Here is a 26944-nt window from a genome sequence, read left to right as displayed (position 1 = left end):
CCAGCTAGGGATGACAGGACAATCCCGGCACGGGGAGCGATACGGACAATCGGGTGCCTCAGACGGACATTGTGTCGTTAACTGAACTGTTGTCGGTATTGGGTAGGGTTCAGGCCGAGCTTTTCACTGAACAAAAAGCGCATATGCCGCACGCTGCCGAAGCCGGCGTGGAAAGCCACGGTCTTGAGCGGCAAATCGGTGGTTTCCAACAACTGCCGGGCGCGGTCGATGCGCGCGCCTTGCAGGAACGCCATGGGCGTCATCTGCACCTCCTTGGCGAACAGCCGCGCAAAGTGGCGCGCACTCATGCCGGCCAGCTCGGCCATGGACTCGATGGTAAAGGGTTGGTCCAGATGCGCCAGCACATGGTGCTGCACACGAGTGATCGCGCTTTCCTGGGGCGCCACGGCAGCGGTCATCGGGCTGAACTGGGCCTGGCCACCCTGGCGCTTCATCACCACCAGCAATACCTTGGCCACGTCCACCGCCACTTGCTTGCCATGGTCCTGGGCGACAATCGAAAGGGCCAGGTCGATACCGGCAGTGACGCCGCCCGAGGTGATCAGGCGCCGGTCCTGCAGGTAGATGCGATCGGTCTCGACCATGGCGTGGGGGAACGCCTTGATCAGGCGCTCGGTGTAGTGCCAATGAGTGGTCACGCGGTGCCCGTCCAGCAAGCCGGCATGCCCGAGCACAAAGGCGCCGGTGCAGATCGAACCGAAACGTCGAGCCCGTGGCGCCACCGCCTTCAGCCAGGGCAGCAGCGCGGGGTGGCATTCGTTATAGGCACCCGGGCCGCCCGGAACCAGCAGCAGGTCGTAGTCCGCCTGGGCCTGCTCCAGCAGCAGGTCGGTCTGCACCATCACGCCATTGGAGGCACGCAACGGGCCGGGCTCGGTGCCGATGGTGAGGATGCGGTAGTGGTCGGCCGCCGGCAGGTAGCGGTTGGCAATCGAAAACACTTCGAGCGGCCCGGCCATGTCGAGAAGCAGGAAGTCCGGGAACAGCACCATGGCCACGGTTTTCATAGGTGGGAATGTCCATCAAGTAGAAAGGCGACGAGCATTATGGCATGACTTGACTGTCAACTCAGAGATGACAGTTATTCAATTTTCATCTTCTTAATGAATTTACGGTTAACCATTAACCTTCTTCTCAACGCAAGCGCCCTGCATTTCGCAGCCCGCGCTCACTTGAGGACTGGACCATGCTGACCCTTCGCAAAGCTTCCGAACGCGGCGCCGCCAATCACGGTTGGTTGAAGTCATTTCACACCTTCTCCTTCGCCAACTACTGGAACCCCAAGGAGCAGGGTTTTTCCGACCTGCTGGTGATCAACGATGACCGCGTCGCCGCCGGCAAAGGCTTCGGCCAGCACCCGCACCGCGACATGGAAATCTTCTCGTATGTGCTCGAAGGCGCCCTGGAACACAAGGACACCCTAGGCACCGGCTCGGTGATCCGTCCCGGTGATGTGCAGCTGATGAGTGCCGGCAGCGGCGTGGCTCACAGTGAATTCAACCACAGCCAGCGCCAGGGCGTGCACTTCCTGCAAATCTGGATCGTGCCCAACGAAGCCGGGGCCAAGCCGCGCTATCAGCAGGAGCACTTCAGTGAAGCGCAAAAACGCGGACGCCTGCAGTTGATCATCTCGCCGGATGGCGCCGACGGTTCGTTGAACGTTCGCCAGGACGCACGGGTGTACGCCGGGTTGTTCGATGGCGATGAAAGCGCGCAACTGGACCTGGCGCCGGATCGCTACGCCTACATCCATGTGGCACGCGGCAGCGTCGAGCTCAATGGCCAGCGCTTGCAGGAAGGCGACGGTGTGCGGGTACGGGACGAGCGCGAGATTCGCCTGAGCCACGGCGAAGACGCCGAGGTGCTGGTGTTCGACCTGCGCCCCAACGAACTGCCGCAGATGCCATGACCATTGTTGGCATCGATAGTCACCATCAGCGCAATGAAGTTCTCTTAAAAACTGCGACGCGTAACATCAAACCCATGCCAAACGGCACCCAACCAAGACACTCGGAGCACACACTCATGAAACGCCAACTCTTGCTTAGCCTCGCTTTCTCGGTACTGGCTGCAAACGCTTTCGCCCACCCGGCAGTCGCTGAAGGCGGCGCGGAACGTCTGATTGAAACCCGCGTTGCCGAAGGCGGTGCCGATCGTTTGCAGGAACGCGGCCTGGCTGAAGGCGGTGCCGATCGTTTGCAGGAACGTGGCCTGGCTGAAGGCGGTGCCGATCGCTTGCAGGAACGTGGCCTGGCTGAAGGCGGTGCCGATCGTTTGCAGGAACGTGGCCTGGCTGAAGGCGGTGCAGACCGTTTGCTGAGCAACCAGGTATAACCCCTGCTGTTGAAGGGACACCCCAAACCGGCCTGATCAGCCGGTTTTTTTTCGTCTCTGATTCAGGCGCTCAGGACGCGGCAATCAGAAATTTCCTCCGATACGCGGCGGGCAACATGCCCACCCGTTGCTGGAACAGGCGCCGAAACGAGTTGCTGTCTTCATAACCGACGGCGTAGGTGATGCTGTCGAGGGTCATGCGGGTCGATTCAAGCATCTGCTTGGCCCGCTCCAGGCGTAGCGTTTGCAGGTAGCCGATGGGCGTATAGCCGGTGGCGTCCTTGAACCTGCGCTTGAAATTGCGCACGCCAAAGCCGAAGCGCTGCGCCACGTCATCAATCACCACCGGCTGGGCGAAGTGCTGCTCCAGCCAATGCTGCACCCGCAGTATTTCACCGTCGCCGTGACTTTTGGGCAACGACCACAGCGCATACACCGATTGCTCGGTACGCACGTTGTCAATCAGCAAGTATTTGCTGCAGGTATGCGCCAGCTCCGGTGAGCCGAAACGGCGGATCAGGTGCAGCATCAGGTCCATCGCCGCCGTCGCGCCGCCGCAGGTGATCAAGCGGTTTTCTTCGCAGAGAATCTGTGCGTCATCCAGGCTGACCTGGGCATAGCGGCGCCGGAACAACGCGGCAAATGCCCAGTGGGTGGTGGCGCGCGCACCGTGCAACAAGCCTGACTCGGCCAGCAAAAACGCAGCGGTGCACATCGAGGCCAGCACCGCGCCTTGCCCGTGTTGCTCGCGCAGCCACGGCCCGAAAGCGGCAAACGTCGGCAGGGCTTGTTTCAACGTAAACAGAAAACCGGGGATCAACACCAAGTCGGTGCGCATAACTTCAGCCAGAGAACATTGCACCTGCAGGCGCTGCCCGCCCCAGGTCGTCACCGCCTGGCCATCCAGGGAAGCCAGTACCACCTCGAAGGGCGGGTTGTCGGCGAACAGGTTGGCTGCGCTGAGCATTTCCATGGCCAGGGTAGCGTTGGCCGCAGAACATTGATCCGCCAGCAGCAAGGTAATGTGCATTTTAGAAACCCGTTTGCGCTTTTCGCATGAAATAAGTCATTTGCGCACCTACCTTAGCCGATTCCACATTCGTACAGTGCCAGCATCGATCAATTGCCTGGTGTACTTATGAATTTATGGTTTCGACTGTTGCGCATGTTATTGCGTCGTCCCTGGCGCACACCGGCGCATGGCCTGGCCACCACTGTGGTGCGCATGCGCGTGTGGCCGCTGGATCTGGACTTCAACCGGCATGTTACCAATGGCCGGTATTTTTCCCTGGCGGATGTGGCACGCATGGATTTCGTCCTGCGCACCGGCGCGTTTCGCGTGGCCTTGCGCAACAAAGCCGTGCCGATCGTGGGCGATACCTGGGGCAAGTTTCGCCGGGAGCTGAAGCTGTTCGAAGTATTCGAAGTGCACACCCGCATGCTCGGCTGGGACCACAAGTGGAGCCTGATGGAGCATCGGTTTGTCAGCAATGGCCGAGTCATCGGCGTAGTGGTGATACGTGGGCTGTTTCGCTCCGCCAAGGGCACCCTGCCCCCCGCAGAGTTCGTGCAAGCGCTGGGCCTGGATGAGACCTCGCCGCCGGTGCCGCAATGGATGAGCGACTGGGCGCGCAGTTGCGATGCAATGAGCGGGCAGTTGCGGGATGAAGAACAGGTTTGAAAGCGCTCAACCCGCAGGTGTCAGCTTCTTCAAGTTGGCCTGCGCATCATCCCGCGCGATGTATAGGAAACTTTTTCCTTCCTGTACCTTGAATAAAAGTTTCATACCGACCAGCTTTTCAAGATCCTTGCGTGCGGTGTTTTCCGAAATGTCATAGTCATGGGTGAGTTCCTTGGGCGTATAAATGCGCCCAGGATGCTGCAGCACTTTCTTCAAGAAATGGCCCTGTCGGTAATTCAGCCCCTCCTTTAAATCAAGGGCATCCAACCAGCTCATCAGCTCTACGGCTTCTCGTCTTTTACCCTCGAAATACAGCATGAATTCGTTCATTGCGCGTTCGATGATCCGCAACTGATAGATGACGAAATAGGTCAGATCGAACCCATCGGTTTCCGTATGGATATACGAACGCCCATATTGCATGGGGGCTTCTTTAAGCAGTGCGCTGATGGAAATGTACTCAAAGGGCCAATAACCACTTTTGAGCATGAACCAATAAAACAAAGCGCGTGCGGTCCGACCGTTGCCGTCTCTGAAGGGATGTTCATAACCCAGCATGAAATGAAGGATGATGGCCTTGACCACTGGATGGATAAAGTGCGCGCCGCCTTGGCCGTCATGCTGATCGTTGGCAAACCTGCAAAGCGCCTCTAGCCTGCCCGGCAGCACTGCGGCCTGAGGTGGTTGATGAATGATTTCATTCCCGGCGCCGCCAACAAAAATATCGTTGGTCGTCCTGATATGCCCAGGGCGAACATCGTCCTCTTCAATACCCGCCGTTGCGATGGCATGAAACTCACAGATCAACCCGACAGACAGCGCTTCGCCCTGGTTGTACTTGGCATGTTTCATCAGGTGATAGTTGTTGAGGATCATCCGCTCATCATCATTCTGCGGCGCACGCTCCTTGGCCAGCATGTCCTTGGCGATTTTGCGCGTAGTCGCCGCACCTTCCAGCTGGGCACTGGAGATGGCCTCCTCCATCATCAATGAATCGACCAGGTACTGAGCATTATCGCGGTACTGAGGAGACGCTGCTGCTGCACCGCCCAGGCTGGAGGTCACAGACTCGACGGCGTGAACCACCGCATCACTGAAATCCGTGGAACATAAGAAAAAAGCGCTACCGCATTCGCTCTTGAGCTCAAGGGTCTTGCTTGCGCACGCCCGTGACATCTTGATGGCAGCCCATGCCGCTTCCTTGTTGACGCCGGGCGTGAGGTAACGGCGGAATTCATCCCAATGCAGATATCGGCCTTTGTCATCGACTGCCTTGAAAATGCGTGCAAGCTCGAAAATCTGCAAGCCATGGCGACTCAATAACGTGCCGAAATCAGTGGGTTTATGGATTTTTGCCACAACTGAAACTCAATTTTTGAAAATTGAGTTGATCGTTACGCCTAACGACCAACGTGTCAACGTGTGCAGCGCAGAAAACTGCATTACGCTGCACTTTGTGGCGAGGGAGCTTGCTCCCGCTGGACTGCGTAGCAGTCCTTGAGCGGTCTAACCCATCTTCTGTGTCGATTGGGAGGCCGTCACGGGTGCAAGCTCCCTCGCCACAGGTAGGCGGGCTGCCCTCACGCTTCGCGCTTGACCTTCAAGTGCCGCGCATACCACGGCCGCTGCGGCACGCGCTTGAACAGGCCCTTGAGCAGATCGTCATCGGCGCCGAAGGTGATGCGCAGGGCCAGTTTCATGATTTCCGGGTCCATTTCCATCGAGCGTCCCTGCTGCAACCCCGGTGTGGTGCTGCAGCCATGGGTGTCCGGGCCAAGCCAGGGGTCGCCTATTTCAACCCAGCGTCCCGGCGCAAACCAGGCTACGCCGTTGACTTCGAGCCGGGCTACTTCGCCGGGATTGAAGCGTTCGTGGGCGCGAAACCAGTCTTCGATACGGTCATCGATCCACCCGTGGAAGTGCCAGAACACCGGATTGACATGCGAAGAAAACGGATCACCAAGGAAGTCATTTTCCGGCGCATACCAGCGCGCGGCAAAGTCCGCAGGGTCGCGGGCAAACGGCACCGGGGCGCCGTTGGACGGGTCGCGCGGCACCGAGGCCCAGCGCATGTGCAGCCAGTCGTGCAGGCCCAATTCCATTTCCGAGCCCAATTGGCCGAGCGTCAATCGGGCCAGGTAGCGCGGGTCGCGGTATTGCGATTCCCACACCTGGAAATTGCTGTGGTAGGTCTCGGCGGCCTTGATGTCGCTGACCCACTGGGTGTAATCGGCGTCGTCCGGTGCCGACCAGCAGGGCGGCAGCGCAAAGCCGTCGTGGTTGTCGAAATAACGCAAAAAGCCCTGGCGATCACGCTCCAGCGCCGGCTGCGGCGCGGGAAAATGCGGCCATGACGGCAGGTCCTGCAGGGAGCGGGCAGTGCCGAGCATATGGCGGTGCATGAAGAAGAAGTCGATGCCCGAGCCGTTACGGTCCTTGCGCTTGCCCCGCGCATCGCGCTCCTGACCACGCGGGCCGGGTTGCCAGCCGATGCCGCGCAGGGCTTCGCGTTTTTCCTCGGAGAGTTTGTGCCATTGGTCACGGCTGGCGTGCCACAGCTGGTGAAACAGGCGATGTTCGGGAGCAATCAACCACGCCAGCAAGGCCTCGTTGAGTCCGATACGCTGGCGGGCTTCGGGGAACAGCTGTTTGTGGGCGATAAAACGGTTGTCGCGCTCGGTCAATGCCAACGGCCGCTCAAGGTCGAGGATCTGCCCACTGAGGGTGGCGCTGCCGGCATTGCCGAAGTCGGCCCAGACTTCATCGAGGGTCATCTTGAATTCGTAGGCCGCAATGCCCGCCGCCGAATCGCGGTCGATCAGCCGCCAATAGAGCAACGCGCCCTCGCCCGTCAGCAGATCGCCCAAGACACGGTAGCGTGGTTCGCCGTCGCCACGCAGGTTCTCGGCGGTGTCCAGGTAGCCGCGCAAGCCCCGCCCACGGGGTGCGACATCGAGCAGCAATTGCAGGCCCTGCAACGGCAGGCCCTTGAGGCCGGCATCACGGCCTTCCAGACGCAGATTCCACACGCCGCGCAAGGTGTTCGCCAAGTGCTGGCCCTGGGTGTCGGCCAGGTCGACCGTGGCTTCGCCGGGGGTGACCGGAAATTCGTCTTCCCGTGTCAGCTCGCGATGGGCATAAAAGGCCGCAGGCACGGCCGCGCCGGTCAGCGCCAGGCCTGCGATGAACCCACGTCGAGAGATCGTCATTGTCTACCTTAGGAAACGGCTTAATCAGAGCTAGAACGTTTTCAACCTGGGGAAATTTACCGGCCCTGGGCCGCCGGCTAAATTTCCCCGGCCATCGCTCGTTCTTCCCTGATAGCAACGGCCTCAACTGACTGAGATGGCAATGACAAAACCACGTTCGAAAAAGGCGCTGTATATCGGCCTGCCGCTGGCACTGGCCGTCGCCGCCGGGGCCGGCCTGCTGGCCTGGGATCACTGGTTCAAGGGTAACGCCGGCTATCCGCTGGAGGTGATCAAGCAAGCCAACGAAATGCAGGATCGCCTGTTGTCGTTCGACAGCCATATCACCGTGCCCATGGATTTCGGCACCGCCGGCAATGAAGCCGACAAGGATGGCAGCGGCCAGTTCGACCTGGCCAAGGCTGCGCGCGGCCGCTTGTCCGGTGCGGCCTTGACCATTTTCGGCTGGCCGGAAATCTGGAACGGCCCCAACGCCCCGCACAAGCCCACCGACGGCTTTGTCGAAGAGGCCCGCCACGAGCAGGAGGTGCGCTACAAGATTATCTCCGGCATGGTCCGCGACTTTCCCAACCAAGTGGGCATCGCCTATACCCCGGACGATATGCGCCGCCTGCACGGCGAGGGCAAGTTCGCGATCTTCATCAGCATGCTCAACGCCTACCCGCTGGGCAACGACCTGAACCAGCTGGACCTGTGGGCGGCGCGCGGCATGCGCATGTTCGGTTTCAGCTACATCGGCAACAACGCCTGGGCGGACTCATCGCGCCCGCTGCCGTTTTTCAATGACACCGCCGACGCCCTCGAGGGCCTGTCGCCCATCGGCCAGCAAGCGGTGCAGCGCCTCAATGACCTGGGGGTGATCATCGACGTGTCGCAGATGTCGACCAAGGCCCTGGAACAGGTCGCGCAATTGAGCCGTACGCCGATGGTGGCCTCCCATTCGGCACCCAGGGCGTCGGTGGACATCCCGCGCAACCTCAGCGACAAGGAGTTGCAGCTGATCAAAAACAGCGGTGGCGTGGTGCAGGTGGTGGGCTTTCCTGCCTACCTGCGCCCCCTGAGCCAGCCGACCCAGGACAAGCTCAACGCCCTGCGCGCGCGCTTCGACCTGCCGCCCCTGCCGAACCTGGCGATGGCCCTGATGCCGGGCGACGCGATCATCGCCGCGTGGCCCGAACAGCGCTTCGGCCAATACGCCAGTGAGTTGTACGCAATTCTCGAAGAAGAACCCAAGGCAACCCTCAAGGACTGGGGGGACGCCATCGACTACACCGTGCGCAAGATCGGCATCGACCACGTCGGCATCGCTTCGGACTTCAACGACGGCGGTGGTCTGCAGGGTTGGGAGAACGTCGGCGAGGTGCGCAACGTCACCGCCGAACTGATCCAGCGCGGTTATTCCGAAGCCGATATCGCCAAGCTGTGGGGCGGCAACTTCCTGCGGGTATGGGAGCAGGTGCAAAAAGCCGCCAAACCCTTGCCCAACCGCGAAGTCAGCCCATGACCGACCGCCGCACCTTTCTCAAGCAGGCCGGCGTGTTTGCCGCCAGCCTGCCGCTGGGCGCCGCGCTGATGCCGCAGGTGCTGGCAGCCGCCACCAACGATCCCTGGACGGGATTGAAGCAGCTTTTCGACCAGGACCCGGATTACCTGCATTTTTCCAACTTTCTGGTGGCCTCGCACCCCAGGCCGGTGCGCGAGGCCATCGAGCGCTACCGCGCGCAGATCGACCGCAACCCCGGCCTGGCGATGGACTGGGACCTGCAGGAAACCTGGAAACGCGAAGGCCAGGTGCGTGAGTGGGCCGGTCGCTACCTGAACGCCACGCCGCCGCAGATCGCCCTGACCGGCAGCACATCCGAGGGGCTGGCGATGATTTACGGCGGGATCCAGGTGCGCGCCGACCAGGAAATCCTCACCACCGAGCATGAGCATTACGCAACACAGAACGTGCTGGATTTTCGCGTGCGCAAGGAAAGCACCCGGGTGCGCCGTATCCGCCTGTTCGACAGCGCCAGCCGTGTGTCCGTCGATGAAGTGTTGGGCAACATCCAGCGCAATATCCGCCCCAACACCCGCGTGCTGGGCATGACCTGGGTGCAGTCGGGCAGCGGGGTCAAATTGCCCATCGGCGAAATCGGCCAACTGGTGGATGAACACAACCGCCACCGTGACGACAGCGACCGCATCCTCTATGTGGTCGACGGCGTGCACGGCTTCGGCGTGGAAGACCTCGATTTCCCTGGCATGCATTGCGATTTTTTCATCGCCGGCACCCACAAGTGGATGTTCGGCCCGCGCGGTACCGGCCTGGTGTGCGCTCGCGATGCCCAGAACAGGTACGTCACGCCGATGGTGCCGACGTTCTCAGAAGACAAGGATTTCGCCACCACCATGACCCCCGGCGGCTACCACGCCTTCGAACATCGCTGGGCCGCCGACGAAGCGTTCAAGTTGCACCTGCAGCTGGGCAAGGCACCGGTGCAGGCGCGAATCCACGCACTCAACACCGAGCTTAAAGAGCAGTTGCTGGCGCATCGGCAGATCGAACTGGTCACGCCGCGCAGCCCGGAGTTATCGGCGGGCTTTACCTTCTTTCGGGTCAAGGGCCAGGACAGCGATGCAGTAGCGGCGCACATGCGGCAAAACCGTGTGGTGATCGACGCGGTGGACCGCGATGTCGGGCCGGTCATTCGCGCCGCCCCCGGCCTGCTCAACAGCTCGGCTGAAATCCAGCGCTTCATGGCGCTGCTGAGCCAGCGGCTGTGACCCCTTTTTTATTTGAACGAGACGCTCACATGATGCCCTTTCGACTCAAACCCCTGACCGCCCTGGCGCTCACCGCACTGTGCGGCGCCCTGCTCCCTGGCCTGGCCCAGGCGGCCGCACCGCAACCGGGCAAAGTTTTCAAGGACTGCAAGGACTGCCCGGAAATGGTGGTGCTGCCCGCCGGCACTTTCACCATGGGCACCCCGGAAGACGAAGTCGGCCGCGAGCCCGACGAAGGCCCAATGCATGCCGTGACCTTCGCCAAGCCCTTCGCCATGAGCCGCTTCCAGATCACCGCCGGCGAGTGGGACAGCTACGTGCGCCAGACCGGGGTAAAGATCGCCAATGGCGATGATCGCCCCGGCCGTGAATGCATCGCCAGCAAGCCGCGCTATCCCCAGGGGCCACGCCAGCCGGCCGTGTGCATGGACATGGGCGACATCAAGCGCTACGTGAGCTGGCTGTCGAAGAAAACCGGCCAGCAATACCACATGGTCAGCGAGGCTCAACGCGAATACGCCGCCCGCGCCGGCACCAGCGGGCCATTCCCCTTCCCGTTCGACGAAGGCAAGGGTTACAGCATCGCCCAGCACGCCAACACCTACGGCCCGGCGGACGGCTACAGCTATTCGTCGCCGGTGGGCAGCTACCCGCCGAATGCGTTTGGCCTGTATGACATGCACGGCAACGTGTACGAGCGGGTTGCCGATTGCGAGCACGCCAACTACATCGGCGCGCCGACTGACGGCAGTGCCTGGGTGGAGCCGAACTGTGAGGCCTACCAGATCCGCGGCAATGACTGGGGCGAAGCGCCGGTGTTTTCCCGCTCCGGCAACCGCAACAACATCTACCCGCAGACGCGCGGTGACTGGATTGGATTTCGGGTAGTGCGCGACCTCTAAGCCATACGCACATCCACTGTGGGAGGGGGCTTGCTCCCGATAGCGGTGATTCAGTCAATGCAGATGTCGACTGATACACCGCTATCGGGAGCAAGCCCCCTCCCACATTTTGGATTGCATTCAGCCCTTTTGGGCCAACAGCTCCAGTCCCTCATGCAACGCCGGGAACAGGCTGTTGTTGAAGTTGTTCCAGCGCAGTTCGAGGATCGTGTCTTCTGGTGAAATCTCGGTCTTCAATACGTCGTGGAACACTTCGCCGGAATCGATACCGTTATCCACATAGTGGAACGATGCACCGGTAAGGTACAGCGGCTCCGAAGGCGTGGTGGCCTTGGTCGCCCAGTCCACCACCGTCTGCCCGCGCGCGCCGTACAACGCGTTCCACGTGGCATAGGCACCACGGCGCTCGTAAGGCGATTCGATACGCGTGATACCCGGATGAATGTTCATGATGCGCCGCGCAAATGGCGCGCCTGGGCGTACCAGGTCATCGAGGATCACCAGCAAGCCATCCAGCACCACGATGTCAGCGTTCAATTCAACCAGCGTGTCATGCAGGCGCCGCTCGAAATCCTGCTTGCCGGCGATATGTTCGGCGCTGCCCCGTGGCAGGCGCCGATAGGTCGACGGCACGCTCAGCAGCAGGTCGTTGACCAACGCGCCCTGCACGCGCAAGTCGGCCGGGTACAGCCATTGGCGGCCAGGCTGGTAAGCGAACCCGTAATCGGCGACCAGCGCCTGATCCCGCGGGTTTTGCTCATCATCGTCATACACCACGCCGACCAGGTTGTAGGCGTCGCCCAGCGAGGTGTCGTTGAGCGAGCCCACTAGAAACTCCAGTACCGACTTCATGTAGCGCTCGTGGTCCTTGTAGGCCACTGGCTGCCCGGCCTTGTCGGCGGCGGCATTTCTCAGGGACCACACATACACCAGTTTCTTTTTCGTCATTGTCTCGCTCTCGCAGAAGGAATACGTACGGCGTGAATAGCCGTGCGCCTACCCAACAGGAACGAACCAGCCCACACGCAATTTATCCCTCGCCGGCACCGCCTGGCACGCCGGGCTAAATAGTCGCGCCGACACTTCGTTTGTCATGGGTAAGGGTCTGTGTGCCCAGCCCCTCTTTTCACTCTCCGGGATGTATTTATGACCGACCCCAAACGCGGCGCCTTCAACGGTTTGCTCGCCCTGCTGCGGCCCTTTCGCGCCATTGTGACGGTCTCCGTCGCCCTCGGCATGGTCGGCGGCCTGGCCATTACCCTGCTGCTGGCCACCATCAACAATGCGTTGCATTCGGCCGACGGCATGACCCAGGGCGTGGTGATGACCTTTGCCGCGTTGTGCGTGGTGGCGCTGCTCAGTTCGATCATTTCCGACATCGGCACCAACTACGTCGGGCAACGAATCATCGCCGCCCTGCGCAAGGACCTGGGCGAAAAGGTGCTGTCGGCGCCCATCGGGCAGATCGAACGGTATCGCTCGCACCGCCTGATCCCGGTGCTGACTCACGACGTCGACACCATCAGCGACTTTTCCTTCGCGTTCACACCCCTGGCCATCGCGGCCACGGTCACTCTCGGTTGCCTGGGCTACCTGGCCTACCTGTCCGTGCCGATGTTCCTGATGATGGTGGTGGCGATCATTATCGGCAGCGCCGTGCAATTTATCGCCGGCGGCAAAGGCATTCAGGGCTTCGACCTGGCGCGCAGCCATGAAGACGAGCTGCAGCGTTACTACAACGCGATCGCGTCCGGCGCCAAGGAACTGCGCATGCACCGGCCACGGCGGTTTCGCATGAACACCCATCGCATCCAGGAAACCGCCGACCGCATCAGCGATATCCAGGTGCGCTCGGTCAATATTTACATCCTCGCCAAGACGTTTGGTTCGATGCTGTTCTTCGTGGTCATCGGCCTGGCCCTGGCAATGCAGGCGTACAACCCCAACCCGGATCCGACCGTAATCACCGGGTTCGTGCTGGTGCTGCTGTACATGAAAGGCCCGTTGGAGCACCTGCTCGGTTACCTGCCCGTAGTCGGCAAGGCCAAGATTGCCTTTGGCCGCATCAGTGAGCTGTCGGAACGCTTCTCGTCGCCGGAACCGCACCTGTTGATGGACGACAGCGAAGCGCCAAAGCCGGTGGTCAACAGCCTGGAGCTGCGCGGCGTGAGCTACAGCCCGCCAGCGGTCGAAGGCAGCGAGCCGTTCCACCTGGGGCCGATCAACCTGAGCATCAAGCAAGGCGACATCGTGTTTATCGTCGGTGAGAACGGCAGCGGCAAGACCACTTTGATCAAGCTTTTATTGGGCCTGTACCCACCCCAGGCCGGCGAGATTCGCCTGAACGGCGAAGCGGTCACCGACCCGGAACGCGACGACTACCGCCAGTTGTTCACCACGGTATTTTCCGACTACTACCTGTTCGACGACCTGGTGCAAGGCAGCGCCACCCAGTCCCTGGACAGCGCCACTAAATACCTGGAACGCCTGGAAATCGCGCACAAGGTCAGTGTCAAGGACGGTGTGTTCAGCACCACCGACCTCTCCACCGGCCAGCGCAAGCGCCTGGCCTTGGTCAACGCCTGGCTGGAAGAACGCCCGGTGCTGGTGTTCGACGAATGGGCCGCCGACCAGGACCCCGCCTTCCGCCGAATCTTCTACACCGAGCTGTTGCCGGACCTCAAGCGCCTGGGCAAGACCATCATCGTGATCAGCCACGACGACCGTTACTTCGACATCGCCGATCAACTGGTGCGCCTGCGCGCCGGCCAAGTGGTGCACGAGATGGAACCGGCGTGAATTTTATTTTCCGGTTTTTCGAGGTAGGAACGTCTCACTAGTGGTAATGAGAATTAACCTCAATAGATACGTATAACTGCCCACTTAAAACCTAGAAGAGAAAGCATCCATGCCAGCACGACTCGGTCTCAGCCCCCTGAGCAAAGTGTTATCCATGCGCAGGGCCCTGAACATGAACCTTCTTCCGAGTGCCCTGGCACTGGCGGTGTCGCTGCCGATTGCAGGCTATGTACAGGCCCAGGAGATCGAGTTGAACATTCCTGCCCAGCCGCTGGGGAGCGCGCTGCAGGAATTCGGGCGCCAGACCAATGTGCAAGTGTTGTACAGCCCTGGCGATGTGCAGGGTAAGAACAGCCGGGCCATCAAGGGCAAGCTGCAGCCGCAGCAGGCCATCGATGCATTGCTGGCAGGCAGCCAGACCACCTACAGCCTCAACGGCAATACCTTGACCGTGGCTGCTGCCAGCGCGGGTGGCGGGCTGGAGCTGAGCCCGACCCAGGTAACCGGCAACATGCTGGGCAACGTTACCGAAAATACCGGTTCCTATACGCCAGGCTCCATCGCAACCGCAACGCGCCTGGTCCTGACGCCGAAGGAAACCCCGCAATCGGTGACCGTGGTCACGCGTCAGCACATGGACGACTTCGGCCTGAACAGTGTGGACGACGTGATGCGCCACACACCGGGCATCACCGTTTCCGCGTTCGACACCGAGCGCAGCAATTACTACGCCCGTGGCTTCTCCATCAACAATTTCCAATATGACGGCATCCCGTCCACCGCACGCAATGTGGCGTACTCCGCAGGGAATACCCTGAGCGACATGGCGATCTACGACCGGGTCGAAGTGCTCAAGGGCGCAACCGGCCTGCTGACCGGCGCCGGTTCGCTGGGTGCAACCATCAACCTTGTACGCAAGAAACCGACCGCCGAGTTCCAGGGCCATGCCACGCTGGGTGCTGGTTCCTGGGACAACTACCGCAGCGAGCTGGATGTCAGCGGCCCACTGACCGAAACCGGCAATATCCGGGGCCGGGCCGTCGCCGCCTACCAGGACAAACACTCGTTCATGGACCGCTACGAGCGCAAAAGCCCGACGTACTACGGCATCATGGAGTTCGACCTGTCTCCTGACACCCTGCTGACAGTGGGCGGTGATTATCAGGACAGCCTACCGAAAGGTTCGTCCTGGTCGGGCAGCTTCCCACTGATTGACGCCCAGGGTAATCGCAACAACGTCAAGCGCTCGTTCAACAACGCCGCCGACTGGAGCAGCTGGGAGCAGTACACACGCACCGTCTTCGCCATGGTGGAGCACGACCTGGGTGACGGCTGGGTTACCAAGCTGCAACTGGACCACAAGATCAACGGTTATCACGCGTTGATGGGTTCCATCCAGGGCGATACCCCGGCATTGGATGGTACGTCACAGCTCACCTCGGGCAAATACACCGGCGAAACCGTCAGCGATTCCGCCGACGCGTATGTCAGCGGCCCTTTCAGCCTGGGTGGCCGCGAGCATGAGCTGGTATTCGGTGGTTCCATCAGCTCCTCGGAATGGAATGGCAACGGGTACTGGAACCTCGCTCCTAACCTGGTGGACTTCAACAACTGGCACGGCAATGCTCCTCAACCGGATTGGGGCAGGCCGCAATCGAAAATCGACGACACCGTTCGCCAGACCGGGATGTACATGACGACCCGCCTGAGCCTCACCGACGACCTCAAGCTGCTGCTGGGTGGTCGGGTGGTCAACTATACGGTGACGGGCAACAACCCGAGCTATCGCGAGTCGGGGCGTTTCGTACCTTATGTCGGTGCGGTGTACGACCTGAACGACACCTACTCGGTTTACGCCAGTTACACCGATATCTTCATGCCTCAGGAAAGCTACAACCGCGACAGGGATAACAAGCTGCTTGAACCGGACGAAGGCCAGAACTGGGAGCTGGGTGTAAAGGCAGACTTCCTGGACGGTCGTGTAAACGCCAGCGCAGCCTACTTCGAGATCCACGAAGACAACCGTTCCGTTTCGGACGACGACTACAACAACCTCAAGCCTACCCCTCGAACTATGCGTTCAAAGGTACCCAGGCGGTGACCAAGGGTTATGAAGTGGAGATGTCCGGCGAACTGGCTCCGGGATGGCAACTCCAGGCCGGCTATACCCACAAGATCGTGCGCGACGACAAAGATGTGAAAATTTCCACCTTCGAACCGGAAGATCAGGTCAGCCTCTACACCACGTACAAACTCAAGGGCAACCTGGACAAGTTGACTGTCGGCGGTGGTGCTCGCTGGCAGAGCGTGGCCTGGCAGGACATCTACAACTCTCCCCGTGAAGGCTACGAAGAGTTCTCTCAAGAATCGTACTGGCTGGTGGACGCGATGGCCCGTTATCAGTTCACTAAAAACGTGTCGACCACGCTGAACATCAACAACATTTTCGACAAGTCCTACTACACCAACATCGGCTTCTATAACTCTGCTGCCTACGGCGAACCCCGTAACTTCATGCTCAGCACCCGCTGGGACTTCTAAGGCGCCTCATCAGCCGCCCCGATGCGGCTGACGGTTGCACTCCAAACGCCCCGGGGCATTCACTGCCCGGGGCGTTTTAGTGTGTGAAGATCGTTCCCACGCTCCGGCGTGGGAATGCAGCCCGTGATGCTCCGCGTCACCTGCGCTCGTCGCTCGGATATGCAGCGGTTGGCGGGGGCTTTTTTCATGGAGGGCGCGCCTCAGGCCATCGCTGCGGCGAAGCTACGGATGAACTGCGCGTTATCGATCAACCGGTCGTGGCTGGTCTCGATCAGCACCGAGCGCTCGACCTCTGAATGCTCGGTGACCTCCAGCATGCTTGCCTCGATCAGCTGATGATGCACCCCGGTACGGCTCAAGGCTGCCCACCAGCAACTGATCGGTGCCTTGATCGCCTTGAAGTCGGCATCGCGCAAGCGCTCACCCAAAATGCGGTCGACCTCCCAGGAAATCTGCGCTTCCTGGCCATTGAGCAATTCCTCCTTGAGCTCGAGGAAGCGCTCGCCCAGAGTCTGCTCGGCCCAGCGGCTGAACGCGGCCCACCGCTCGCCGTCCTCAGCCTCTGCACATTGCAGCGCCGACCACTGGGCGTAAATCTGCTCGGAGAAATCCGGGAACATCACCCCAGCAGCTCCACACGTCGCTCATTGGCAGAAATGTCGCGCTCATCGACCATCACCGCAGTATCCCAGAACGGCTTGAGCCACTGGGGCGGTGACGCATCGATCCAGCCGACGCACTCGACCTGCCGGCCCGCTTGCTCCAGGCCATAGGCGACTTCCATCGCCAAATTGCCGCCCAAAGACCAGCCGGCCAGACGGAACGGCCCCTCGGGTTGCGCCTTCAACAATTGCGCGGTGTAGTCTTCGACCATTTCAGCCCACGCAGGCACCTCGCTACCCTTTTCGGCCAGTGCGCGACACATGACCCCCAGCACCGGCCGCTGCTCGCGCAACGCCAGGGCTATCGCCTTGTAGCAATGCACCGAGCCATAGCTGGGATGAAAGAGATACAACGGAGTCCCTCGGGTTTGACTATTGAGCCTCACGATCAACGACGTGTCGGCACTTCCCTCCAGGCACATCGCCTGTGCGGCCACGGTCGGGTTGAGCATCAACTGACTCACCGACAAATCCACGCCGACGGCCTTGCGGATGCGCTCCTTGAGCATCAGCACCAACAACGAATGCCCACCCAACTCGAAGAAATTGTCTTCGACGCCCACCTGTTCAAGCTCCAGCACCTCGCTCCAGACGGTCACGAGCGTCTGCTCCAGTGGGCTGCGCGCTGCGACGAAGTGCCGTTCATACACGCTGGCATCCGGCGCGGGCAAGGCCTTGCGGTCCAGCTTGCCATTCGGGCTCAACGGCATCTGGTCCAGCAGCACCCACTGCGCAGGGACCATGTACTCCGGCATATGCGCCAGCAAGTGAATGTTCAAGGCATCACGCCACGCCTGCGTCGAGTCCTGCAGCACCAGGTAGCCAACGAGGTACTTTCCTTCATGCACTTGCACCGAGGCCTCGCGCACCAGCGGATGCTCCAGCAACCGTGCCTCGATTTCCCCCAGTTCTATGCGTAAACCGCGCAGTTTGACTTGATGGTCCAGCCGACCGATGTATTCGATCACGCCATCCATACGCTGGCGTACCCGGTCCCCGGTGCGATACAACCGCGAGCCCGGCTGGAACGGGCATGGTACGAAACGCTCTGCGGTGAGGCTGGGCCGCCGATGGTAACTGCGTGCCAGCCCGACCCCACCCAGGTACAACTCGCCGGCAACACCGGGCGCGACTGGCTGCAACTGCGCATCCAGCACATGCGTGCGCAGGTTGGCAATCGGTCGACCAATCGGCACGCTGTCGCGATGCTCGTCGACACATGTCCAGTGAGTCACATCAATGGCAGCTTCGGTCGGTCCATACAGGTTGAACAAGCCCGCGTCAGGCAGCTTGGCGAACACCTGCTGCTGCGCGTCCACCGGCAGGGCTTCGCCACTGCAAATGATGCGTTGCAGCCCCTGACAACTGGCCACCTTCGAATCCTGGAGGAAAGCTTGCAGCATCGAGGGCACGAAATGCAGGGTGGTCACTTGCTGGCGATTGATCAACTCGACCAATCGTGAGGGGTCCCGATGATCCCCAGGTGCCGCCACCACCAGCCGAGCCCCCGTTATCAAGGGCCAGAAGAACTCCCATACCGACACGTCGAAACTGAACGGGGTTTTCTGCAGCACCGTATCTTCGGCGCCGAGTGCATAAGCCTGTTGCATCCAGAGCAATCGGTTGGTCAACGCGCAGTGGCGGTTGCCTGCCCCCTTCGGCTGCCCGGTGGAGCCGGAGGTGTAAATGACGTAAGCCAGGTTTTCCGCATCCACCGCAACATCAGGATTGGTATCGGCATATCCGCTCAGCCAGAGATCACCAGGTTCCACCGCCAGGCAGTGCGATGGATCGCTGACTGGCAGTGCCTGCAACAGGTGCGCCTGAGTCAGCAGCAGCTGTGCCTGGCTGTCTTGCAGCATGTAGGCCAGGCGCTCGCGCGGGTAGTCTGGATCCAGCGGCACATAGGCGCCACCCGCCTTGAGCACAGCCAGAAGCGCGACGACCATTTCAATCGAGCGCTCCATTGCCACACCCACTAGCACGTCCGGCGCAACACCGGCCTGGATCAGGCGGTGCGCCAAGCGATTGGCTCGGGCATTGAGCTGCGCATAACTGAGCGCCTGCGCGGCAAACATCACTGCCTGGGCATCCGGCGTGCACCGGACTTGAGCTTCGAACATCTGCTGCACGGTCTGCTGCAACGGATAAGCCTGCGCCGTGTCGTTCCACTGTTCGACCATTAGCTGCTCTTCCAGGGGTTCAAACAGCGGTAACTGAGCGACCCGTTGATGCGGGTCACCCAACATGGCCTGCAACAGGTTCTGCCAATGACGCGCCATGCGTCTGGCCGTAGCGACGTCGAACAGGTCGGTGGCATAGGTCAACGTCGCCGATAGCCCATCGACGGTTTCCTGGGTATCCAGGCTCAGATCGAACTGCGCGGTCTGCGTGCCCCAATCCAACCCCTCTACCTTCAGATCGGGCAGTTGCTGGCCGCGACTGGCCAGGCGGGCTTCGCTCTGATGATTGAACATCACTTGGAACAACGGGTTATGGCTCAAGCTGCGCTCAGGTTGCAGCGCTTCGACCAACTGCTCGAACGGCAAGTCCTGATGGCTTTGGGCGTCGAGCGCCCGGTGCTTGGCCTGCTGCAACAATTGGGTGACCGTCAGTTGCGGATCAATATCGCCCTTGAGCACCTGGGTATTGACGAAAAACCCCACCAGGCGTTCGGTCTCGACCCGGCTACGATTGGCGATTGGCACACCAACGCGAATATCCTGCTGCCCGGTATAACGGTGCAGCAGCGCCTGGAACGAGGCCAGCAGCACAGTGAACAGCGTGACATTCTCACGCTGTGCCAGCCCCTTGAGCCCTGCCACCAACGCCGGGGCAAAGCTGAGCGCCAGGCTGGCGCCACGGAAGCTCTGTACCGACGGCCGCGGCCGATCAAACGGTAGCTCCAGCACGGGCTGCTCATCGCCCAGCAACGCCTGCCAGTAGCGCAGCTGACGAATGCGTTCTCCCCCTGCCATCCAGTCACGCTGCCACTGGGCATAATCGGCGTATTGAATCGACAGTGCCGGCAGTTGCAAATCCTGGCCTTGGCTATAAGCGGCGTATAACTGCACCAGCTCATCCACCATGACTTGCATCGACCAGCCATCGGAAACGATGTGGTGCTGCACCAGCACTAGGACATGGTCGTCTTCGGCGACCCGCAACAAGGTGACGCGTAGCAGCGGCCCTTGCTGTAGATCGAAGGGCCGTGCAATTTCAGCCTCGACCAGACGCTGCAAATCGCTTTCATTGGCCGGTGCATGGACGATGTCCACGGCACCCGCTTCGCGGATCACTTGAAAGGCGCGCCCTGCTTCCTGGTACACCTGAGTGCGCAAGCTTTCGTGGCGCGCAACCAGACGCTCGAAGGCGCGTTGCAGGGCGCTTGGGTCCAGCCAGCCGCGTAGACGCAACGTGCTGGGTAGATGGTAGGCCGCACTGCGCGGGTCCAATTGCCAGAGAAACCACTGCCGCTCCTGGGCATAAGACAGCGCCAATGGCTGCTCACGGCTGACCGGCAGAATGGGCGGTGCGCTCGCCGCAGACGCTTGCAGGTCGCCCAGCATCTCGACAAAACCCTGCAGCCGCGGTTGTTCAAACAATGTCCTCAGGGGGACTTCCCGATCCAATAGCTGACGCAAGCGGGACACCACTTGCATCGCCAACAATGAGTGACCGCCCGACTCGAAGAAATGATCGGCCAGGCCTACCCGCTCCACGCCCAGGATCTCGGCCCAGATGCTGGCTACTTGCTGTTCCAGCTCACTCTGCGGCGCCACATACACCTGCTGCATCAGGCTCACATCCGGCAACGGCAGGCCCTTGCGGTCGAGTTTGCCGTTGGGGGTCAGCGGCATGCGTTCGAGGAACATCAGGTGCGTGGGCACCATGTAGTCCGGCAAACGGGTTTTCAGGGCGCGGCGCAGGGCTTCGCGGCCGTTGGCTTGGGCGACGGCATCGTCGAGCAGGGCCGGGTCCAGCGGCACCACGTAGGCCACCAACTGCTTGCCGGTCGGGCCTTCCTGGGCCACCACCACGGTTTCGCCGACGCTGTCCTGTTCACGCAAACGCGCTTCGATTTCGCCCAGTTCGATACGAAAACCACGGATTTTCACCTGGTGATCGACGCGGCCGAGGTAGTCCACCACGCCATCCGCACGCCCACGGGTCAGGTCGCCGCTGCGATATACGCGGCTGCCGGGCTTGCCGAACGGGTCCGGCACGAAACGTTCGGCGGTCAACCCCGGACGCTCCAGGTAACCCCGCGCTACGCCCTCGCCGCCCAGGTACAACTCGCCGGCCACGCCGATGGGTTGCAGATTGAGCTGGGCATCGAGCACGTAGCCGCTGCGGTTGCCGAGCAAGGTGCCGATGGGCGCGTAAACGGCGCCGCAAGGGTCGCCCTTGCGCGCCTTCCACAGCAGCGGCGTGACCACGGTTTCGGTGGGGCCATAACCGTTGAACAGATAGGTCGGCTTGAGTGCGCGCCAGGCCAGGTCATAGCTGGCCTGCGCCACCGCATCACCGCCGAAGCAGTACACGCGCACCGCCGGTGGGTTGCCGTCGCGTTCGGCATGTTCAGCCAGTTGTTGCAGGTACACCGGTGGGAACACCGCCATGGTCACGTGGTGGCGGTGCATCTGCGCGTAGGTGTATTCCGGCAACCACAGGCTGTCGTCACGGATCAGCACGCTGGCGCCGTTGATCAGCGGGTGCATCCAGCCTTCGTGGGCACCGTCGAAGGCGAACGACATGAAGTGCAGTTCGCAGTCGGCCGGGCTGGTTTCATAGCGCTCGCCGGTGGCGATGATGTGCGCTACCAACGGCCCGTGGGGCACCGCCACGCCCTTGGGCATGCCGGTGGAGCCGGAGGTGTAGATCACGTAGGCGAGGTTGTCGGCGTGCAGTACCACATTCGGCGCCGCGTCACACTCGTCGCACCCGGCCAGTAGCTGGTCCACCGCCAGGGCGTGCAGGCCGTCCGGGATCGGCAGGCGGTGTTGCACCGCCGAGTGGGTCAGCAGCAGCCGCGAGCGACTGTCCTGCATCATGTACAGCAGGCGGTCACGCGGGTATTCGATATCCAGCGGTACGTACACGCCCCCGGCCTTCAGCACGGCGAGGAAGGCCACCATGATCTCGGCGCTGCGCGGCATGGCGATGGCCACCCGCACTTCCGGGCCGACGCCACGGGCGATCAGCGCATGGGCCAGGCGGTTGGCCTGGCGCTCCAACTGGCCGTAGGTGAGTTGCTCGTCCGCAAACTTCACCGCCACCGCCTCCGGCGTCTCGCGGGCGCGGTCGGCCACCAATTCATGCACCAGCCGCTGGGCCGAGAAGCCGGATTCAGTACGGTCCCACAGTTGCAGGATCTGTTGCTGCTCGGCGGCGTCCAGCAGGCTCAACTGGCCGAGCTGCTGCCCAGGGTTGGCGACCATGCCCTGCAACAGGTTCTGCCAGTGGCGCGCCATACGCTGCACGGTGCTGGCTTCGAACAGGTCCTGGGCATACCCCAGGGTGGCCCAGATACCTTCGGTGGACTCCTGGATATCCAGGTCCAGGTCGAAATGCGCGGTCTTGCTTTGCCACTCCAGCCCTTCGACCAGAAGTTGCGGCAATTGCTGCTGGACCTGGGCCTGGCCGACGTCGGTCTGGTGGTTGAACATCACCTGGAACAACGGGTTGTGGCTCAGGCTGCGCTCCGGTTGAAGGGCTTCCACCAGCTGTTCGAACGGCAGGTCCTGGTGGGCCTGGGCTTCCAATGCGCGCTGGCGGGTATGTTGCAACAGCTGCTCGACGCTCATCTGGCTGTGCAGCTCGGCCTTGAGCACCTGGGTGTTGACGAAGAAACCTATGAGACGCTCGGTTTCGCTGCGATTGCGGTTGGCGATGGGCACGCCGACGCGGATGTCTTCCTGGCCGCTGTAGCGATGCAGCAAGGTCTGGAACGACGCGAGCAGCAACATGAACAGGGTCACGCCCTGTTGCTGGGCCAAGGCCTTGAGATTGTGGCTCAGTTCGGGGGCCAGTTCGAAGGCCAGGCGCGCGCCACGGTGGCTTTGCACGGCCGGGCGCGGGTGGTCGAACGGCAGTTCCAGCACGCTTTGCGCACCGCCGAGCCGCTCGCGCCAGTACGCCAGCTGGCGGTCCTTTTCGCCCGCCTCCATCCAGTTGCGCTGCCACACGGCGTAGTCGGCGTACTGGATCGGCAGCGCCGGCAATTGCACATCAAAGCCTTGGCTGTAGCCCGCATACAGCTGCACCAGTTCCTCGACTATCAACTGCATCGACCAGCCATCGGAGACGATGTGATGCTGCACCAGCACCAGCACATGCTCATCCGCGGCCAGGCGCAGCAGCGACACGCGCAGCAACGGGCCGCGCTCGAGGTCGAACGGCTGCGCGATCAGCGCCTCGACCTGGGCCTTGAGTTCGGCTTCGTCGACCTCGGCGTGCGCGATCTGCAACGACGCCTGCGGCTCGATCACTTGAACCGTGCGTGCGTGATCCTGGCGCAGATACGTGCGCAGGCTTTCATGCCGGGCCAGCAACGCATCAAAGCTGCGCTGCAGCGCGTCCAGGTCCAACTGCCCTTTCAGGCGCAGCGCACTGGGGATGTGGTACGCGGCGCTGTGGGGTTCCAATTGCCAGAGAAACCACTGGCGCTCCTGGGCGTAGGACAGCGGCAAGGGGTGCTCGCGCCCAGTCGGCAATAAGGCTGGCGCGGCCAGCATTTGGCTGTCCTGGGCCTGTAATGCCGCGACAAATGCGTCCAATCGCGGGTACTCGAACAGCGCCTTGAGCGGCACCTCCAGCTGCAATGCCTGGCGAATGCGCGACACCACTTGCATCGCCAGCAACGAATGCCCGCCCAGTTCGAAGAAATGCTGGTTCAAACCGACCTTCTCGACACCGAGAATATCCGCCCAGACCGAGGCGATCTGTTGCTGCAACGGCGTGACCGGCGCCAGCCAGCCCGGTTGCGCCGCGTTGGCGTCGGGCTTGGGCAGGGCCTGGCGGTCCAGCTTGCCGTTGGGGTTGAGCGGCATGCGCTCGAGGAAGATCAGGTGCGCCGGCACCATGTAATCCGGCAGGTGTGCGCGCAAGGTGGTCAGCAAGTGCTCGCCGGTGTTTTCGCGCTCGGCCTCGCTCAACGGCTGCGCGGGCACCAGATAGGCCAGCAGCTGATTGTCAGCCGCCAGCAACAGCGCTTCTCGCACGCTGTCCTGGGCCAGCAGCAAGGTTTCGATCTCGCCCAGTTCGATGCGGAACCCGCGAATCTTCACCTGATGATCGACCCGCCCGACGTACTCCACCACCCCATCGGCGCGATAACGCGCCAGGTCGCCGGTGCGATAAAGCCGCTCGCCGCAGGCGTTGAACGGGTTGGCCACAAAACGCTCGGCGGTCAGGCCCGGACGCTGCAGATAAGCGCTGGCCAGGCCGCTGGCGCTGGCAATGTAGAGTTCGCCCACGGCACCGATCGGCAACAGGTTCAGGTCGCGATCGAGCACCAACAAGCCACGCCCAGGCACTGCGCGGCCAATGGGGCTGGCGGTGACGCCGCTGATGACGTTGGGGTCAGTGCAGTCCAGCACGCTGGAGACCACGGTGGCCTCGGTCGGCCCATAGGTGTTGAGCAGCCGCACATGCCCCAGGCCGGCCCGTTGCCACAACAGCGGGCCGTCCAACGGCATGGCTTCGCCGCCGATATGCACCTGGCGCAAGGCGCCGTAAGGCCGCGAGCCCGCCGCCAGGCAATCCTGCAAAAACAGCTTCCAGTACGCCGTGGGCAAATCGGCCAGGGTGATGCCCTGCGCGATGATCTGCCGGTACAGCTCGGCGCCGTCCCACAGCTGCGGGCCGCGCAGCACCACCGTGGCGCCGAGGGTCAGGGCCGGGTACAACTGCTCGATGAAGCCGTCGAAGTTCAGGGTGGCGAACTGCAACACCCGATCCTGCGCGACCAGGTGCGAGTACTCGGCCGCAATGCCGGCGAACTCACTCAACGCCGCGTGGCTGATGGCAACGCCCTTGGGCTTGCCGGTGGAGCCCGAGGTGTAGATCACATAGGCCAGGCTTTGCGGCTCAAAGTCGCCGGGTGGATTGTGGTCTGCGCACAACGCCAACGGCGCCTGGGCAAGGTCGATCGCCACGGCGTCTACCTGCGCCGGCAATGGCAGGCGCTCGCGCAGGTGCGACTGGGTCAACACCAGGCGCACGCCGCTGTCTTCGAGCATATGCAGCAGACGCTCGCGCGGGTACTCGGGGTCCAGCGGCACGTAGGCGGCGCCGGTCTTGAGCACCGCCAGCAAGCTCACCACCATGGCAAAGGAGCGCTCCACGGCGATCCCGACCAATGCGTGCGGGCCTACGCCCTGTGCCATCAGGTAGTGCGCCAGGCGGTTGGCCTGGCGGTTCAACTCGCCGTAGCTGAGGGTTTGATCATCCAGGGCCAGGGCCTGGCGTTCAGGCTGCTCGGCGGCCTGGGCCTCGAACAAGTGGTGCACGCCTTGCAATGCACGGGCGCAGGCCGGGGCATTCCAGTCCTGGAGCATGCGCTGCTGCTCGGCGGCCCCCAGCATCGGCAGCTCGGCCAGACGGCTGCGCGGCGCGCTGACCAGCGCCTGCAACAGCTGCTGCCAGTGCTGCGCCAGGCGCTCGATGGTCGCGGCGTCGAGCAGGTCGGTGGCGTAGCTCAACGCCGCCCACAGCCCGTCGGCTGACTCGTGGGTATCCAGGCTCAGGTCGAAATGCGTGGTCTGGCTGTCCCAGTCCAGCTCCACCACGCGCAGACCCGGCAATGCCTGGCCGTCGCGCGCGCCCTGGGCGTCGGTCTGATGGTTGAACATCACCTGGAACAACGGGTTATGGCTCAGGCTGCGCTCAGGCGAAAGCGCCACTACCAACTGCTCAAACGGCAGGTCCTGGTGGGCCTGGGCCTCCAGGGCGCGCTGCTTGGTCTGTTGCAGCAGCTCGACAAAACTCATCTGCCCGTCCAGGTCAGCCTTGAGCACCTGGGTGTTGACGAAAAACCCGATCAGCCGCTCGGTTTCGACGCGGTTGCGGTTGGCAATCGGCACGCCAATGCGTATGTCCGACTGCCCGCTGTAGCGATACAACAGGGTCTGGAACGACGCGAGCAGCAGCATGAACGGGGTGACGCCCTCCTGCTGGGCCAGGCGCTTGAGGCCGGCGACCAGCTCGGGTTGCAGATGCACCTGCAAGCTCGCGCCGCGATGGCTTTGCTGCGCCGGGCGCGGACGGTCCAGCGGCAACTCCAGCACCGGTTGTTCACCGCCCAGCAGCGCCTGCCAATAGGCCAGTTGCCGCGCCCGCTCCCCCGCTTCCATCCAGCCGCGCTGCCACAGGGCGTAGTCGGCGTACTGGATCGGCAGTTCCGGCAGTTGCAGGTCCTGGCCTTGGCTGTAGGCGGCATACAACTGCACCAGCTCTTCGACCATCACCTGCATCGACCAACCATCGGACACGATGTGGTGCTGCACCATCACCAGCACATGGTCATCTTCAGCCAGTTGCAACAGGGTCACGCGCAGCAGCGGCGCCTGGAGCAGATCGAAAGGCTGGGCCACCTCCGCTTCCACGCGCGCCATCAGCTGCGCTTCATCGATCTGCGCCTGCTGGATGTGCACCCGCGCCTCGGGCAGCACGGCCTGGCGCACCTGCTCACCGTCCTCGATCAGTTGCGTGCGCAAACTTTCGTGGCGGGCCAACAGGCTGTCGAAGCTGCGCTGCAGGGCCGCCAGGTCCAGCCGCCCCTGCAAGCGCAAGGCGCCGGGGATGTGGTAAGTGGCGCTGTCGGGGTCCAGTTGCCAGAGAAACCACTGGCGTTCCTGGGCGTAGGACAACGGCACTGTGGCGCTGTCGTGACGCGTCGGGGCAATCGGCAGTTGAGCGAAACTCATGCCCCGGCCCTGCAGACGCTGATAGAACTGCTGGCGTTGTTCCAGAGGCAGGCGAAGAAAGCGCGACACCAGGTCGATGTTAGGGTTGGAAAGCATG

At 62.1% G+C, this 26944-nt stretch carries 14 protein-coding genes and 1 pseudogene; 8 read left to right on the top strand and 7 right to left on the bottom strand.

The features are described 5' to 3' along the window. Positions 1-77 precede the first annotated feature (77 nt). Positions 78-1028, bottom strand: a complete 951-nt coding sequence (locus C4J88_RS11870) for a GlxA family transcriptional regulator (RefSeq protein ID WP_124407009.1) — start codon at positions 1026-1028, stop codon at positions 78-80. 179 nt (positions 1029-1207) lie between these two features. Between C4J88_RS11870 and C4J88_RS11865 the strand changes: the two genes are divergently transcribed. Together C4J88_RS11865 and C4J88_RS11860 are read left to right on the top strand one after the other, a co-directional pair. Next, complete coding sequence (locus C4J88_RS11865; protein ID WP_124366789.1) at positions 1208-1930, top strand: pirin family protein; 723 nt, start codon at positions 1208-1210, stop codon at positions 1928-1930. Positions 1931-2046: 116 nt separating this feature from the next. Next, a complete protein-coding gene (locus C4J88_RS11860; RefSeq protein WP_124366788.1) occupies positions 2047-2355 on the top strand; it encodes a hypothetical protein in 309 nt (102 codons plus the stop codon). Positions 2356-2425: 70 nt separating this feature from the next. On the opposite strand, the gene C4J88_RS11855 is transcribed toward C4J88_RS11860, so the two are convergent. After that, complete coding sequence (locus C4J88_RS11855) at positions 2426-3385, bottom strand: GlxA family transcriptional regulator (protein WP_124407008.1); 960 nt, start codon at positions 3383-3385, stop codon at positions 2426-2428. Positions 3386-3493: 108 nt separating this feature from the next. Between C4J88_RS11855 and C4J88_RS11850 the strand changes: the two genes are divergently transcribed. Beyond that, complete coding sequence (locus tag C4J88_RS11850) at positions 3494-4036, top strand: thioesterase family protein (protein WP_124366786.1); 543 nt, start codon at positions 3494-3496, stop codon at positions 4034-4036. Between the two features lie 6 nt (positions 4037-4042). On the opposite strand, the gene C4J88_RS11845 is transcribed toward C4J88_RS11850, so the two are convergent. Both C4J88_RS11845 and C4J88_RS11840 read right to left on the bottom strand, forming a co-directional pair. Further along, on the bottom strand, positions 4043-5395 hold the full coding sequence (locus tag C4J88_RS11845) for a Fic family protein (RefSeq protein ID WP_124407007.1): 1353 nt from the start codon (positions 5393-5395) through the stop codon (positions 4043-4045). A gap of 221 nt (positions 5396-5616) precedes the next feature. Next, the gene (locus C4J88_RS11840; protein ID WP_124407006.1) at positions 5617-7245 is read right to left on the bottom strand and encodes a PvdJ/PvdD/PvdP-like protein; all 1629 of its coding nucleotides are present in this window, start codon (positions 7243-7245) and stop codon (positions 5617-5619) included. A 142-nt stretch (positions 7246-7387) separates the two neighbouring features. Between C4J88_RS11840 and pvdM the strand changes: the two genes are divergently transcribed. Genes pvdM through C4J88_RS11825 form a run of 3 tightly spaced genes read left to right on the top strand, consistent with a single transcriptional unit; the run spans position 7388 to position 10916 of the window. Then, positions 7388-8749 carry a pyoverdine-tailoring dipeptidase-like protein PvdM gene (pvdM, locus tag C4J88_RS11835; protein ID WP_124407005.1) on the top strand — a complete coding sequence of 454 codons (1362 nt, stop codon included), beginning with the start codon at positions 7388-7390 and terminating at the stop codon, positions 8747-8749. Next, the gene (locus tag C4J88_RS11830) at positions 8746-10014 is read left to right on the top strand and encodes an aminotransferase class V-fold PLP-dependent enzyme (protein WP_124407004.1); all 1269 of its coding nucleotides are present in this window, start codon (positions 8746-8748) and stop codon (positions 10012-10014) included. The genes pvdM and C4J88_RS11830 overlap by 4 nt, the downstream gene beginning before the upstream one ends. A 29-nt stretch (positions 10015-10043) precedes the next feature. Then, on the top strand, positions 10044-10916 hold the full coding sequence (locus C4J88_RS11825) for a formylglycine-generating enzyme family protein (protein WP_124407003.1): 873 nt from the start codon (positions 10044-10046) through the stop codon (positions 10914-10916). Positions 10917-11036: 120 nt separating this feature from the next. On the opposite strand, the gene C4J88_RS11820 is transcribed toward C4J88_RS11825, so the two are convergent. Beyond that, positions 11037-11864, bottom strand: a complete 828-nt coding sequence (locus C4J88_RS11820) for a N(5)-hydroxyornithine transformylase PvdF (protein WP_124407002.1) — start codon at positions 11862-11864, stop codon at positions 11037-11039. A 198-nt stretch (positions 11865-12062) separates the two neighbouring features. Between C4J88_RS11820 and C4J88_RS11815 the strand changes: the two genes are divergently transcribed. Then, positions 12063-13715 carry a cyclic peptide export ABC transporter gene (locus tag C4J88_RS11815; RefSeq protein ID WP_124362550.1) on the top strand — a complete coding sequence of 551 codons (1653 nt, stop codon included), beginning with the start codon at positions 12063-12065 and terminating at the stop codon, positions 13713-13715. A 109-nt stretch (positions 13716-13824) separates the two neighbouring features. Further along, a pseudogene (locus tag C4J88_RS11810) lies at positions 13825-16256 on the top strand (TonB-dependent siderophore receptor). A 200-nt stretch (positions 16257-16456) separates the two neighbouring features. Here C4J88_RS11810 and C4J88_RS28060 read toward each other — a convergent pair. Together C4J88_RS28060 and C4J88_RS11805 are read right to left on the bottom strand one after the other, a co-directional pair. Next, a complete protein-coding gene (locus tag C4J88_RS28060; RefSeq protein WP_372238003.1) occupies positions 16457-16879 on the bottom strand; it encodes a hypothetical protein in 423 nt (140 codons plus the stop codon). Then, entirely contained in the window at positions 16876-26943 is a 10068-nt protein-coding gene (locus C4J88_RS11805; RefSeq protein ID WP_372238002.1) for an amino acid adenylation domain-containing protein, read from the bottom strand. Before C4J88_RS11805 ends, C4J88_RS28060 begins: the two co-directional genes overlap by 4 nt. Position 26944 lies beyond the last annotated feature (1 nt).

Source organism: Pseudomonas sp. R4-39-08 (genome assembly GCF_003852275.1).
Taxonomy (GTDB): Bacteria; Pseudomonadota; Gammaproteobacteria; order Pseudomonadales; family Pseudomonadaceae; genus Aquipseudomonas.
This window is presented reverse-complemented; position numbering and strand designations above follow the sequence as displayed.

Excerpts from the sequence above, each read along its gene's own strand:
- C4J88_RS11870 (WP_124407009.1), bottom strand. The coding sequence starts at position 1,028 with ATGAAAACCGTGGCCATGGTGCTGTTCCCGGACTTCCTGCTTCTCGAC.
- C4J88_RS11865 (WP_124366789.1), top strand. The coding sequence starts at position 1,208 with ATGCTGACCCTTCGCAAAGCTTCCGAACGCGGCGCCGCCAATCACGGT.
- C4J88_RS11860 (WP_124366788.1), top strand. The coding sequence starts at position 2,047 with ATGAAACGCCAACTCTTGCTTAGCCTCGCTTTCTCGGTACTGGCTGCA.
- C4J88_RS11855 (WP_124407008.1), bottom strand. The coding sequence starts at position 3,385 with ATGCACATTACCTTGCTGCTGGCGGATCAATGTTCTGCGGCCAACGCT.
- C4J88_RS11850 (WP_124366786.1), top strand. The coding sequence starts at position 3,494 with ATGAATTTATGGTTTCGACTGTTGCGCATGTTATTGCGTCGTCCCTGG.
- C4J88_RS11840 (WP_124407006.1), bottom strand. The coding sequence starts at position 7,245 with ATGACGATCTCTCGACGTGGGTTCATCGCAGGCCTGGCGCTGACCGGC.
- pvdM (WP_124407005.1), top strand. The coding sequence starts at position 7,388 with ATGACAAAACCACGTTCGAAAAAGGCGCTGTATATCGGCCTGCCGCTG.
- C4J88_RS11830 (WP_124407004.1), top strand. The coding sequence starts at position 8,746 with ATGACCGACCGCCGCACCTTTCTCAAGCAGGCCGGCGTGTTTGCCGCC.
- C4J88_RS11825 (WP_124407003.1), top strand. The coding sequence starts at position 10,044 with ATGATGCCCTTTCGACTCAAACCCCTGACCGCCCTGGCGCTCACCGCA.
- C4J88_RS11820 (WP_124407002.1), bottom strand. The coding sequence starts at position 11,864 with ATGACGAAAAAGAAACTGGTGTATGTGTGGTCCCTGAGAAATGCCGCC.
- C4J88_RS11815 (WP_124362550.1), top strand. The coding sequence starts at position 12,063 with ATGACCGACCCCAAACGCGGCGCCTTCAACGGTTTGCTCGCCCTGCTG.
- C4J88_RS11805 (WP_372238002.1), bottom strand. The coding sequence starts at position 26,943 with ATGCTTTCCAACCCTAACATCGACCTGGTGTCGCGCTTTCTTCGCCTG.